The organism is Pseudomonas sp. Tof1, from assembly GCF_055390395.1.
The window spans coordinates 563872-576903 of sequence record NZ_AP024344.1 but is presented as its reverse complement, the minus strand read 5'-3'; the positions used below and the strand labels follow the sequence as shown (position 1 = coordinate 576903).

The window sequence follows — 13032 nt, the reverse complement described above, 5'->3', positions numbered from 1 at the left end:
TGGGGAACACAGCCTGCCATCCAGGCTACGGCAACCGGTCAGAACTTGATGAAGTGCTTGCGGTAGTGCTGCAGCTCGGCGATCGATTCGCGGATGTCGTCCAGCGCCAGGTGGGTACTGCCCTTCTGGAAGCTGTCACGCACTTGCGGCGCCCAACGCGCCGCCAGCTCCTTCAAGGTGGAGACATCCAGGTTGCGGTAGTGGAAATAGCTTTCCAGGGACTTCATGTGACGGGCCAGGAAGCGGCGGTCCTGGCAGATGCTGTTGCCACAGATCGGCGACTTGCCCTTGGGCACCCACTGCTCCAGGAAGGCGATGGTCTGCGCCTCGGCCTCGGCCATGCTGATGCGGCTCTCGCGCACGCGCTGGGTCAGGCCCGAACCGCCATGCTGGCGAGTGTTCCACTCATCCATGCCGGCCAGGATCTCGTCGCTCTGGTGAATGGCGATCACCGGGCCTTCGGCCAGGGTATTGAGATCGCTGTCGGTAACGATGGTGGCCATTTCGATGATGACATCGGTGTCCGGGTTGAGACCGGTCATCTCCAGGTCGATCCAGATCAGGTTCTGTGGATTTTGCATAGCTTGACTCCTCGGCATAGCCGCACAGTTTAGCGCAGGCTGCGCTTGCCGGGCGTGCTAAACTCGCGACCGCTTGACCCTCCCCGACGATTCGACCACACGGAACACCCATGGCCAAACGCCAGCTCAACCGCCGCCAGAACTGGCGCATCGAAAAGATCCAGGGCGAACGCGCCGCACGCGCCGCCAAACGCGAGTCACAGGCCGTGGAAGCCCTGGAGGGCGGTGACCTGGGCCCTGAACAGACAGGCCTGGTGATTGCGCACTTCGGCGTGCAGGTCGAAGTCGAGGCCCTGGAAGGAGAGTTCAAGGGCCAGGTGTTCCGCTGCCACCTGCGGGCCAACCTGCCAGCCCTGGTGACCGGCGACCAGGTGGTCTGGCGCCCGGGCAACCAGGGCATCGGCGTGATCGTCGCGCAACTGCCACGCACCACCGAGCTCAAGCGCCCGGACAGCCGCGGCCAGCTCAAGCCGGTGGCCGCCAACGTCGACATGATCGTGATCGTCTTCGCGCCGTTGCCCGAACCCCACGCCAACCTGATCGACCGCTATCTGGTGGCCGCCGAGCACGCCGGCATCCGCCCGCTGCTGCTGCTGAACAAGTTCGACCTGATCGACGAGCACAACGCCCCGGCCCTGAATGCGCTGCTGGCGGTCTACCGGCAACTGGGTTATCCGCTGCTGGAAGTGTCGGCCCACCACGGCAACGGCATGGAGCAGTTGCAACGGCAACTGGACGGGCGCATCAGCGTGTTCGTCGGCCAGTCCGGGGTCGGCAAGTCCTCGCTGGTCAACAGCCTGCTGCCCGAGGTGGAAACCCGCGTCGGCCCGCTGTCCGAGCTGTCCGGCCAGGGCACCCACACCACCACCACGGCGCGCCTGTTCCACTTCCCCGGCGGCGGCGAACTGATCGACTCCCCGGGTATTCGCGAATTCGGCCTGGGCCACGTCAGCCGCGCCGATGTCGAGGCCGGCTTCATCGAGTTCAACGACCTGCTCGGTACCTGCCGCTTCCGCGACTGCAAGCACGATCGCGAGCCCGGCTGCGCCCTGCTCAAGGCCCTGGAAGACGGGCGTATCCAGCAGCAGCGGATGAACAGCTACCGCTCGATCATCGCCAGCCTGCCGCAAGACAGCTATTGAAATGACAGAAACGACAAGGCCGCGATCATCGCGGCCTTGTCGTCTGGCTCAGGAGCCGGTTCTGGGCTTGCCCGTCTCGTCCATCTTCAATACACCATCCTCGAAGATGTTCAAGCGTTGCCGCACCTCGTGGGCGGGCAGCGGCTGCTTGTCCGCCGGCAGCGCATTCGGGTCGGCCGGGGCCGCATTCGAGGCGCCAGGCGCGCCGGGAGCCGGTGCCGCGCCATCCGGCTTGGCCTCGTCCGCGCCCTGCTCGCCCTCAATGGCTTTCTGGGCCTTCTTGGTCAGCACCACGATGTCGATGCGGCGGTTGACCGGGTTGAACGGATCGGCCTTGTCGAACAGCGCCGACGAGGCATAACCCACCACTCGCGCCACTTGCGAGTCCGGATAACGGCCAGCCACCAGTGCACGGCGCGCGGCGTTGGCGCGGTTGGCCGACAGCTCCCAGTTGCCGAAGTCGCCAGTGCCGGCGTACGGCTTGGCATCGGTATGGCCGCTGATGCTGATCTTGTTCGGCACCGCCTTGATGGTGTCGGCCATCGCCAGCAGGATGTCCTCGAAGTAAGGCTTCAGGCGCGCACTGCCGGAGTCGAACATCGGCCGGTTTTCCGCGTCCATGATCTGGATGCGCAAGCCGTCCGGGGTGATTTCGAACAGGATCTGGTCCTTGAACTTCTGCAACTGCGGGCTTTCGTCGACCTTGTTCTGCAACTCCTGCAGCAGCAGTTCCAGGCGCTCCTTCTCGACCTGTTCGGCCATGCCCTCCACCTGCTCGGTGTCGACCGTGACCTTGTCCGGTTGCGGCTGGGACTTCACTTCCGGGTTGAGGGTCTTGTCCGGCGCCAGCGTCGGGGAACCGCCCAGGTCGATGATGTAGGGCGTACCGCTCTCGGAAAAACCGATCGGGTCCTTGAAGTAGCCGGCGATGGCGATCTTCTGCTCCGGGGTCGCGGTGGACAGCAGCCACAACACCAGGAAGAAGGCCATCATCGCCGTCGCGAAGTCGGCAAAGGCGATTTTCCAGGCACCGCCATGGTGCCCGCCGCCAAAGCGCTTGACGCGCTTGATGATGATCGGCTGATTGTTCTCCATGACTCAGCGACCGCGAACCGCTTGTTCCAGCTCGGCGAAGCTCGGCCGATGCTTCGGATAGAGCACCTTGCGCCCGAACTCCACTGCCAGCGAAGGCGGCATGCCGGAGGCCGAGGCCACCAGGGAGGCCTTGATCGCCTCGTAGACGTTCAGTTCTTCCTTGGCATCGTGGGCCAGGGATTGCGCCAGCGGACCGAAGAAGCCATAGGCGGCGAGAATACCGAAGAAGGTCCCCACCAGTGCCGCACCCACGTGCAGACCGATGGATTTCTGGTCGCCATCGCCCAGGGAGGCCATGGTCACCACGATCCCCAGTACCGCCGCGACGATACCGAAGCCGGGCATGCCGTCGGCCACGCCGGTGACGGCATGGGATGGATGCTCGAGTTCTTCCTTCATGCTCAGCAGTTCCATGTCGAACAGGCCTTCCAGCTCATGGGGAGCCATGTTGCCCGAGGACATGATGCGCAGGTAGTCGCAGATGAACGCAGTCATGCGCTCATCCTTCAGAACGGCAGGGTACTTGGCGAAGATCGGGCTGGCCGCTGCATCCTCGATGTCACCCTCGATCGCCATCATGCCTTCACGACGGCTCTTGTTGAGGATCTCATAGATCAGGCCGAGCACTTCCATATAGAAGGTGTGGCTGAAGCGCGAGCCGAACATGCTCAGGGATTTCTTGACCACGTGCATGGTCATGTAGCCGGGGTTGGACTGCAGGAAAGCACCCAGCGCCGCACCACCGATGATCAAGACCTCGAAGGGCTGGATCAGCGCCGCAATCTTGCCGTGGGAGAGCACGTACCCGCCGAGCACGCTCGCGAATACGACAATGATGCCGATGATTTTAGCCATAGAATGAGAGTACTTGTTGAGTCGGGTTCAAGGTCATATTCGGAAGTTAGTAAATCTCTTCTTCTACTTATCGGCGAAACTGCGCCAGACTATAGCCAGTTCAGGCGAAAAGCCAGAAAACCGGCAGTGCATGGCCTCGGCGGCAGGACCAGCGCAGCGCCGTCAGGCCCGTTCCGGGCGCATTAATGGTGATGATCGCGCTTAATCATGACGAATCAAACGGCTGTGTCCAGTGCAAGACCGAACACCCTGCAAGGCTGGACCAGGCTGTTGCAGGGCGTTCGCCTGCCCGTCCCGCAGGACAGCCACGACCGCGTCTGCCGGGCCATCCGCGACAGCCGCAGCTCGCTGCGCGACATCGCCGAGCTGATGCAGGATAGCCCGGCCCTGGCGCTGAGCGTGATCTGCGAAGCCAACCATCACACCCACGGCAGCATGACCGAGCCGGCCGAAAACCTCGAGATCGCGATCAATCGCCTCGGTCTGAAACGTACCGAGGAGTTGCTTGAGCGCCTGCCCGCACGACTGCCCGAAGACATTCCGATCGCCCTGCGCCAGTTGCAACTGATCAGCCAGCATGCCAGCCAGCAGGCCAACGGCCTGTTTGCCGCCCGCCTGGCCCGGCTCTGGCAGGATATCCACTGGGGCAGCCTGCTGTTCCTGGCCCCCTGTGGCCACTGGCACTGACCCACCCCAGGCTGCTCGAAACCTGGGAACTGCGGGTGCTGCACAAGCACGAGCCCGCCGCCAGGGTCGAACGGGAGCTGTTCGGCGTGCGCCTGCTGGAGCTATGCCAGGCCATGGCCGAGTTCTGGCGCCTGCCAGTGTGGGTGACCCAGGGTTATCAAACGCTGCTCAACGAACGCAAGACCCTCGCCCAGGCACTGCATATCGCCCGCGACAATGAGAGCCCCCTGCACCAGCAACAGCAACTGGATGCCGACCCCGAACTGCGCCGCTGGCTGAACCAGCCCGCCAACACCGTATTGCTGGCCAACGGCCTGGCCGTGGCGGCACAACAGGCCTGGGACAGCCCGCACTGCCTGCGCTGGCAGTACCTGTCGAGCCTGTACCTGCAGCAGCCGATGAACGAGTTGCAGCAACAGATCCACCAGCAGGCGGCCCAGAGCGCCAACCAGCATTCGATGCAGGACCTGTGGCACCCGGCCGAGGCTCTGATCTGGCCGTGGCATGTGCGCCGCGTGCATGCCGACCTGTTGCCGGCCGCTGCCCCTGACGCCGCGGCGATGGGGCTCTGGCGCAGGCACTGCGCACAACTGCTGGCCGAACCCAGCCGTTTCACCAACGCCATGCACCTGACCACCGTGGCCCGCGACGCCCTGGCGGCCTGCGGCCTGCGCCGGGTGATGATCCTGATGACCGACCGCAGCCGCAGCGCACTGCGGGTGCACCAGACCGCCGGCCTTCCCGCCGAGGCGAGCAATCTGATCCTGCAGGTGGCCCAGAGCACGCTGCTGCAACGACTGATGAAGCAGCCCGCGCAGATTCGCCTGTCGCCAGAAAACGCTCGCCAGTTCCAGGCACTGCTGCCCAACAGCCTGCGGGCGCAATTCCTTCCCGGCGAACACCTGCTGTTGCGCTCGCTGAGCAACAACGGTCGGGTGGTGATGGTGATCCTGGCCGACCAGGCGGGCGTGCCGTTTTCGGAGATCACCGTGCAAGCCTTCGGCAAAACCATGCAATGTATCGAAAAGGCGCTGCACGCCTTTACCAACCGCAGCGCCTGAAGCTTGCGCTACAATCCTCCCCTTTGCGTCCAGGAGAACCCACATGCCTGACTTCTCTGGCTTGCCGCTGGTGATCGAGCCCAGCGACCTGCTGCCGCGTCTCGACACCCCCGGGCTGATCCTGGTGGACCTGACCAGCAGCGCCCGCTACGGCGCGGGGCATATCCCCGGCGCACGTTTCGTCGACCCCAAGCGTACCCAGTTGGGCCAGCCACCGGCTCCGGGGCTGATGCCACCGCAAGAGGCGCTCGAAGCCCTGTTCGGCGAACTGGGCCACAACCCGGACGCGGTCTACGTGGTCTACGACGATGAAGGCGGCGGCTGGGCCGGCCGTTTCATCTGGCTGCTGGATGTCATCGGCCACACCCGCTACCACTACCTCGACGGCGGCCTGCTGGCGTGGCTGGACGAAGGCCTGCCGGTGTCCGAGGACATCCCGGCGGTTGCCGGCGGCCCGGTTGCCCTGACCCTGCACGACGAACCGACCGCCACCCGCGATTACCTGCAGTCGCGCCTGGGCGCGCCCGACCTGGCGATCTGGGACGCCCGCGGCCCATTGGAGTATTCCGGCGAGAAGGTGCTGGCCGCCAAGGGCGGACACATTCCAGGCGCAGTCAACTTCGAATGGACCGCCGGCATGGACAAGGCGCGCAGCCTGCGCATCCGCAAGGATATGCCGGCAATCCTCGACAGCCTGGGCATCACTCCCGACAAGGAAGTGATCACCCATTGCCAGACCCACCACCGCTCCGGCTTCACCTATCTGGTGGCCAAGGCGCTCGGTTATCCGCGCGTCAAGGGTTATGCCGGCTCCTGGGGCGAATGGGGCAACCACCCCGACACCCCTGTAGAGATTTGAGATTCCCAAGGACCCTTGATGAAAAAGAGTTTGTTCATCCTCAGCCAGTACCTGCTGCCTCACCACCTGCTGTCGCGCCTGGCCGGCTGCATCGCCGAATGCCGGGTGCGCTGGTTCAAGAACGCCTTCACCGCCTGGTTCGCCAAGCGCTACCAGGTGGACATGTCCCAGGCGCTGGTTGAAGACCTGACCGCCTACGAGCATTTCAACGCCTTCTTCACCCGCGCCCTGAAAGACGGCGCGCGACCGCTCGACCCGACCCCGGGGGCGATCCTCTGCCCGGCCGACGGCGCCGTCAGCCAGCTCGGCCCGATCGAACATGGCCGGATCTTCCAGGCCAAGGGCCACAGCTTCAGCGCCCTCGAGTTGCTGGGCGGCGATGCCGCACTGGCCGCGCCGTTCATGGGCGGCGAGTTCGCCACGATCTACCTGTCGCCCAAGGACTATCATCGGGTCCACATGCCGCTGGCCGGCACCCTGCGCGAAATGGTCTACGTGCCAGGCCGTCTGTTCTCGGTCAACCAGACCACCGCCGAGAACGTACCGGAACTGTTCGCCCGCAACGAGCGCGTCGTCTGCCTGTTCGACACCGAGCGCGGGCCGATGGCCGTGGTGCTGGTCGGCGCGATGATCGTCGCCTCGGTGGAAACCGTCTGGGCCGGCCTGGTCACGCCCCCCAAGCGCGAACTCAAGACGTTCCGCTACGATGAAGCGGCCCGTGCGCCGATCCATCTGGAAAAGGGCGCCGAACTCGGGCGCTTCAAGCTGGGTTCGACCGCCATCGTTCTGTTCGGTCCGGACCAGGTGAAATGGGCCGAAGGCCTGGCAGCCGGTTCGACGGTGGCCATGGGCCAGGGCCTGGGCTTGCCCAAGGACGCCTGATAGGCTGGTGACCTCGCGGTCCGACGCCGCTCGAACCCGCGAGGTCATACCACGGACAATCGGTCGCAATCTGAGCCGACCACCAACGATGCACCTGTACCGTATTGCTGTTAGAGTCGTGGCATTATATTGCCACCAATTTTTTGTCACCTTGCCGATGGATGATGCACGTTTTCCTTGCTGGAGCTGGCCCGTTAGATGAGCAATCCAAGCCCCCATCTGTTGTTGCGCGCGCCAACACCCACGCAGTCGAGCCTGTCATTCTGCGATGGCACACCGCGTGATCTGAGACGCTGGATCGCCGAACTGCCAAAAGCCAACCTCGGTGAGACCGCGCGCCTGCTGTATCAGGGGCTGGCCGAACTCAACCAGTTGCTCACCCCCAGCGAAAACCGCCTGCAGTTGCTCGAACTGATACGCCCCGAGGTGTATTACGTCTGCAAGCACCTGGAGCGGCATTTCCTTAACCAGTCCGTCGTACTCGATGAGCGTCCACGCAAGGTCGCCAACCTCTGCCAGGCTTTGCAGAATCACCTGGCCATCGGCTACAAGCAGATCGCGATGCGTGTCGCGTCCAGGTTCAGCAAGGAACGCGCCGGGCTGCTGACCATGGCCTTGCAGCGTGCCCTGCACTGCCTCAATGGCCCGCTGGTCCGGGCCAGCCAGTTGTACTGCCCGGTGCCGGAAGGCCTGTGGCTCGAAGTGCACCAGTTGTACCAGGTCGCCATTGCCCATCAACTGCAGCACAACCCGGTCCGTGACGAACTGGCCAGCCAGACCCCGTCACTGACCATCGAGCAGACCTACATTGTCGCGCTGCTGCTGGGTTGCTCACGCTGCAACCAGATGCGCCAGAACAATATCGCCCGGCTGGCGGAAGTCCTCGAACCCTGGAGCACGCTGGTCAAGCTGCAGGATGCCGGCCTGGCATCGAGCCTGTTCGCCGTTGCCCCACAGGCCGATGCACCGCCACGCTACACCTCGCTGTTCGCCGCCGAGCAACAGCCCGGTCTGATGGGCATCAACACCCTGAGTCTGGTCGAGGCCATGAAGGAATACCTCGACCTGCCCGTCGAGCAGCGCAGCCACTCGCGCCTGCTGGTGCCCAGTGGCCTGAGCCTGGACACCCTGCAGCACCTCTGCGCGGCCTGGGGCGAATCAGCCGAACGGAGTTTCCAGCGCACACCGGGACAGGGCTCCCTCACCCTGTGCATCGGCATGAGTGCCCTGCATTTCTACCTGGGCGGGCAACGTTCCTTCAGCGAGCTTCTCAAGAGCCCGAACGCCAGTCGCGCCGCGCATTTCACCGCGCAACTGGCCAACAGCAGCCAGAAGGACAGCTGGACCCTGGCTTTCGATGCCGAACGCCAGGGCAGCGCCGACACATTGCTGCCCTACGAGGAAATCCAGTATCACCCGACGGAAGCCGAGATCAGCCAGGCGGCGGCCAACAGCGCCGAGGATTTCCCGACCTTCAGCCTGCAAATCATCAACCACAGCCCTGGCGGCTACTGCCTGGCCTGGCCGCGGGAAGTCCCCAGCCAACTGCAGGCGGGCGAACTGGTGGGCATTCAGGATGCGACGTCCCAGGGCTGGAGCGTCGCGGTGGTACGCTGGATTCGCCAGGTGCGCAGCGGCGGTACGCAGATGGGCATCGAACTGATCGCCCCCCATGCCCAGCCATGCGGCCTGCAACTGGTACGCAACAGCGAGGAAAACAGCCAGTACCTGCGCGCCCTGCTGCTGCCGGAAATCAGCGCCATCGGCGTGCCCGCCACCTTGCTGGCACCGCGCCTGCCGTTCCAGGAAGGTCACAAGGTGATGATCAACACCCATGGCGAGGAGCGTCGCGCCGGGCTGAATAACCGAAAGGCCAGTACCGGCAGTTTCAACCAGTTCGAATATCGACTGTTCGAACAGCCGGCAACGGTCAGGAACGAGACCTCGGGAGCCGGCGTAGCGGGCCCAGAGGAAGATTTCGGCTCACTGTGGAAAACGCTCTAGAAGAGCACCGCCTGCAGCAGCGGCGGTTCGGCGATCCGACGTTCCCGCGAAGGCGCCCTAATGGGCGCTAAAAGCTTCGCGGGCAAGCCCTGCGCCTGCAAGCCCGGTATCAGGTGCCTGGGCACATGAACCCGCCCGGGCAAGGACAGGCCATCAGTTGCGGCCGTGACGGTCCTGCATGCCCAGCAGATACAGCACCCCATCCAGGCCAAGGGTCGAAATGGCCTGCCTGGCCGATTGCTTGACCAGCGGCTTGGCCCGGAACGCCACACCCAGGCCGGCGATCGCCAGCATCGGCAGGTCGTTGGCACCATCCCCCACCGCAATGGTCTGCTCCAGGCTCAGGCCTTCCTTGCCGGCCAGTTCACGCAGCAGGTCGGCCTTGCGCTGGGCATCGACGATCGGCTCGATCGCGACACCGGTGCACTGGCCGTCGACCACTTCCAGCTCGTTGGCGAAGACGTAGTCGATCCCCAGCCTGGCCTGCAACTGCCGGGCGAAGTAGGTGAAACCGCCGGACAGGATCGCGGTCTTGTAGCCCAGGCGCTTGAGTTCGGCAAACAGGACTTCGGCGCCTTCGGTCAGACGCAGCGAGGCGCCGATCGAGTCCAGCACGCTGACATCCAACCCCTTGAGCAGCGCCAGGCGCTCCTTGAAACTGGCGCGAAAATCCAGCTCGCCGGCCATCGCCCGCTCGGTGATCGCCGACACCTGCTCGCCCACGCCGGCGGCCTTGGCCAGCTCGTCGATGACTTCGGCCTCGATCAGCGTGGAGTCCATGTCGAATACCGCCAGGCGCCGGTTGCGACGGAACAGCGAATCCTCCTGGAAGGCCACGTCGATGTTCAGCTCCTGGGCCAGGCCCAGGAATTCGGCGCGCAAGGCCTGCGGGTCGGCCGCCGCACCCTGTACCGAGAACTCGATACAGGCCTTGCTCAATGCAGTCGGAACGTCCAGCGGCAGACGCGCCGACAGGCGGTCGATACGTTCGATGTTCAGGCCGTGGCGCGCAGTGATCGCACTGACCCGCTGCACCTGCTCGGCAGTGACCTTGCGGCTCAGCAGGGTGACGATATGCCGATCCTGGCCCTCGCTGGCGACCCAGCGCCGGTAGTCGTCTTCCGAGACCGCCGTGAAGCGCACCTGCTGCTCCAGGCCATCGGCCGTGGACCGCACCTGCTGCAGCACCGGCGACTGCTCGCCGCCGGGTACCTCGACCAGGATGCCGAACGACAGGGTGTCGTGGATAACCGCCTGACCGATGTCGAGAATGTTCACACCACCTTGCGCCAGCACGCCGGTAATGGCTGCGGTGAGACCCGGACGGTCGCCACCGGTGATGTTAATCAGGACGATTTCGCGCAAAGCGCACCCCCGTTCGTTAAAAAAGTCGCATTCTACCCACTTTCAGTGACCATCGGCACCGCCAGCGCTTTGCCGGTCTAGGGCCTCTCGCTATACTGCGCGTCAACTTCACGGACAAAAGAGCCGCGCTCAGTGAACCGGCCCACGCCAGTCAAAACCGATAACTTCTTCCTGCTGATCTTCCGGGCATTGCGTCACCGCCGGGTACCGATTGCACTGCGTATTGCCAGCCACAACGTGATTCTCGTCGCGCTGGCGCTGGTGATCTACGCCTGCGTGATGGGGCTGCAGTTCAAGGAAGCCATGCACCAGCAGGCCGACGCCCTTGGCCAGAGCCTGACCACCCAGACCGCCACCTCGGCGACCGAGCTGCTGGTGTCCAACGACATCCTCAGCCTCAACGTGCTGCTCAACAACCTGACGAAGAACCCGCTGGTGGCCCATGCGGCGATCTACAGCGTCGACAACCGGATCCTCGCCGAAGCCGGCCAGCGCCCGAAAAGCGGCCTGCTGGGCGAGACCGAAGGCGTCTACCAGACCAAGATCACCTTCCAGGACGTGACTGCCGGCAACCTGCGGATCAGCCTGGACATGGCCCAGTTCCAGCAGCCGATGACCATCAGCCTGCAAAGCATGGGCATCCTCAGCGCCATCCTGCTGGCCCTGGCCCTGGCCCTGAGCCTGCGTCTGGGTCGGCATATCTCGACGCCGCTGCTGCAATTGCGGGTCTGGTTGCGGGACATGGACGAACACACCCCGGCCACCCGGCGTCAGGATGAGATCGGCGACCTCGCCCGCCAGTTGCATTCGCGCTTTGCCCCGGTGAAACCGGAGCCCGAGCCGGAGCCGGAAATCGACTACGACGACTACGAGGAAGAAGCGCCGGCCGGGCAGAGTTTCCAGGTGCGCAACCTGCGTGATCCGAGCTTCGACAGCGGCGCAGCCGCGCCCGCCAGACCGACGGCCCGCCCTGCGCCACGCAACAGCGTGGACGACGAACTGGACGACGAGGAAGACCCGTTCGCCGATCTGCGCGAGGGCCCGCAGGGCACCGCCGCGGCGAAACCGGTGGTTCCCGCACAGCCCCAGCACAGCGCGGTGCTTGCCGTGCAACTGGGTGCCCAGGACCAATTGCGCCGCCTGCCAAAGGCTCGCCTGACCGAACTGCTGGAGCGCTATCGCGACTGTCTGGACCAGGCCGCCTCGCTGTACCAGAGCGAACTGCACACCCTCAACGATGGCAGCACGCTGATGCTGTTCCACACCGAGGACAGCGGCGACGACTACCTGACCAACGCCATCTGCTGCGGCGAACTACTCAGGGCCCTGGGCCACCAGTTGCAGATCGAAGTCGCCGACAGCGGCATCACCCTGCAACTGCAGTTGGGTCTGACCCTTGGCGAAGAACTGTTCGGCGTCAGCCAGATCGACCTGCTGCTGACCGAAACCGCCCAGGACGCCCTGGCGCTGTCGCAACACAGCCGCAACCTGCTGCTGGTGGAGCGGCAGATCAGCGACGATCCGCTGATTCGCCAGCGTGCCCGTATCCGCCCGATCGCCAGCCCCGAAGGTGCCTGCTGCGTCGAGCGACTGATGGAGCCCTATCCATCGATGCTGGAACGCCAGCTGGCCCGGATGCACGAGAGCAGCGGCAAGTAATCGCCACCCACAAAAAAGCCCGCAACGAGTGCGGGCTTTTTGTTATCCGGCGTGGCCTCAGAAACGGAACACTTCCATATCCGTGCGGATCGGCGTGGCCATCGGGATCTTCGGCTTCTGCGGTTCGGCCTGCTTGGTCGGGGCCGGTGCGGCTGGCGGCTTGCTCCTCACTTCGGCAACCGGCGGCTGGTTGGCCAGTGGCTTGAGGGCCACGCTCAACTGCTCGGCCAGACGCTGCAGCAACTCCCCCTGGGCCTGGACCTGTGCCGCCGAGGAACCGGCATGCTGCTGCTCCAGGTGCACGATACGGTTGTCCCGCACCTGGCCACGCCGATCCAGCAGGCGCCATTGGGCATCGAGGATCGCCGGCTGCTTGGTGCCGGAGTCCAGGCGGGTGATCGACAGCAGCACCTGCACATCCGGTGTCGCGCCAGCCGTCGCCGGCGACAGCACGACCCGCTGGCTGTCCAGCCGCCAGGCCAGTTGCCGGACCAGCAACTGGTTGATGTCCGAAGACAGGCTACCCGCCCAGCGGCCGTCGGTTGCCGCCGTCAGACTGCCGTCGGGCTGACGTTGCAGCAGGGTTTCGCGTTGCAGGTAGTCGGCCAGGGTGACAGGGCCCAGTACCACGAACATGCCCGCGCTTTGTTGAGGTTGGCCCGGCGTGCCACTGTCCAGCTGATATAAGGAAACCGGCTTGTTAACGCTGCAGCCGGCCAAACCGAGCACGCCGGTGAGCAGCAACATTAAAGGAAGGCGCAGAACAGTCATCATCCCATCCAGGTGGCCACCGTGAGGCACGCCACAGTCTGATCCAGAAAATTCGTCCGGGCGCTCCGCCA

At 64.6% G+C, this 13032-nt stretch carries 10 protein-coding genes and 1 pseudogene; 6 read left to right on the top strand and 5 right to left on the bottom strand.

Annotated features, from left to right (window positions below; genetic code table 11):
- Positions 1-38 precede the first annotated feature (38 nt).
- Entirely contained in the window at positions 39-581 is a 543-nt protein-coding gene (gene orn / locus ACZ5KU_RS02555) for an oligoribonuclease (protein WP_054059415.1), read from the bottom strand.
- Between the two features lie 110 nt (positions 582-691).
- On the opposite strand from orn, the gene rsgA reads away from it, so the two are divergent.
- Entirely contained in the window at positions 692-1723 is a 1032-nt protein-coding gene (gene rsgA, locus ACZ5KU_RS02550; RefSeq protein WP_054059414.1) for a small ribosomal subunit biogenesis GTPase RsgA, read from the top strand.
- Between the two features lie 48 nt (positions 1724-1771).
- Here rsgA and motB read toward each other — a convergent pair whose 3' ends face one another.
- Both motB and motA read right to left on the bottom strand, forming a co-directional pair.
- A complete protein-coding gene (motB, locus tag ACZ5KU_RS02545; RefSeq protein WP_464736799.1) occupies positions 1772-2818 on the bottom strand; it encodes a flagellar motor protein MotB in 1047 nt (348 codons plus the stop codon).
- Positions 2819-2821: 3 nt separating this feature from the next.
- Entirely contained in the window at positions 2822-3673 is an 852-nt protein-coding gene (gene motA / locus ACZ5KU_RS02540; RefSeq protein WP_054059412.1) for a flagellar motor stator protein MotA, read from the bottom strand.
- A 207-nt stretch (positions 3674-3880) separates the two neighbouring features.
- On the opposite strand from motA, the pseudogene ACZ5KU_RS02535 reads away from it, so the two are divergent.
- From ACZ5KU_RS02535 to ACZ5KU_RS02520, 4 genes and pseudogenes are all read left to right on the top strand, one after another.
- A pseudogene (locus ACZ5KU_RS02535) lies at positions 3881-5421 on the top strand (HDOD domain-containing protein).
- Between the two features lie 43 nt (positions 5422-5464).
- Positions 5465-6280, top strand: a complete 816-nt coding sequence (locus ACZ5KU_RS02530; RefSeq protein ID WP_054059410.1) for a rhodanese-like domain-containing protein — start codon at positions 5465-5467, stop codon at positions 6278-6280.
- 18 nt (positions 6281-6298) lie between these two features.
- Complete coding sequence (gene asd / locus ACZ5KU_RS02525; RefSeq protein WP_054059409.1) at positions 6299-7162, top strand: archaetidylserine decarboxylase; 864 nt, start codon at positions 6299-6301, stop codon at positions 7160-7162.
- Between the two features lie 198 nt (positions 7163-7360).
- Entirely contained in the window at positions 7361-9166 is a 1806-nt protein-coding gene (locus ACZ5KU_RS02520) for a molecular chaperone (RefSeq protein WP_464736798.1), read from the top strand.
- Between the two features lie 153 nt (positions 9167-9319).
- On the opposite strand, the gene serB is transcribed toward ACZ5KU_RS02520, so the two are convergent.
- Entirely contained in the window at positions 9320-10531 is a 1212-nt protein-coding gene (gene serB / locus ACZ5KU_RS02515; protein ID WP_416771506.1) for a phosphoserine phosphatase SerB, read from the bottom strand.
- A gap of 132 nt (positions 10532-10663) precedes the next feature.
- On the opposite strand from serB, the gene ACZ5KU_RS02510 reads away from it, so the two are divergent.
- A complete protein-coding gene (locus ACZ5KU_RS02510; protein WP_054062131.1) occupies positions 10664-12190 on the top strand; it encodes an AhpA/YtjB family protein in 1527 nt (508 codons plus the stop codon).
- Between the two features lie 57 nt (positions 12191-12247).
- Here the strand turns inward: ACZ5KU_RS02510 and ACZ5KU_RS02505 are convergent, their stop codons facing one another.
- Positions 12248-12961, bottom strand: a complete 714-nt coding sequence (locus tag ACZ5KU_RS02505) for a PqiC family protein (protein WP_193394189.1) — start codon at positions 12959-12961, stop codon at positions 12248-12250.
- Positions 12962-13032 lie beyond the last annotated feature (71 nt).

What these genes read in the sequence shown, in the direction of transcription:
- orn (WP_054059415.1), bottom strand. Translation starts at nt 581, where the DNA reads ATGCAAAATCCACAGAACCTGATCTGGATCGACCTGGAGATGACCGGT.
- rsgA (WP_054059414.1), top strand. Translation starts at nt 692, where the DNA reads ATGGCCAAACGCCAGCTCAACCGCCGCCAGAACTGGCGCATCGAAAAG.
- motB (WP_464736799.1), bottom strand. Translation starts at nt 2,818, where the DNA reads ATGGAGAACAATCAGCCGATCATCATCAAGCGCGTCAAGCGCTTTGGC.
- motA (WP_054059412.1), bottom strand. Translation starts at nt 3,673, where the DNA reads ATGGCTAAAATCATCGGCATCATTGTCGTATTCGCGAGCGTGCTCGGC.
- ACZ5KU_RS02530 (WP_054059410.1), top strand. Translation starts at nt 5,465, where the DNA reads ATGCCTGACTTCTCTGGCTTGCCGCTGGTGATCGAGCCCAGCGACCTG.
- asd (WP_054059409.1), top strand. Translation starts at nt 6,299, where the DNA reads ATGAAAAAGAGTTTGTTCATCCTCAGCCAGTACCTGCTGCCTCACCAC.
- ACZ5KU_RS02520 (WP_464736798.1), top strand. Translation starts at nt 7,361, where the DNA reads ATGAGCAATCCAAGCCCCCATCTGTTGTTGCGCGCGCCAACACCCACG.
- ACZ5KU_RS02505 (WP_193394189.1), bottom strand. Translation starts at nt 12,961, where the DNA reads ATGACTGTTCTGCGCCTTCCTTTAATGTTGCTGCTCACCGGCGTGCTC.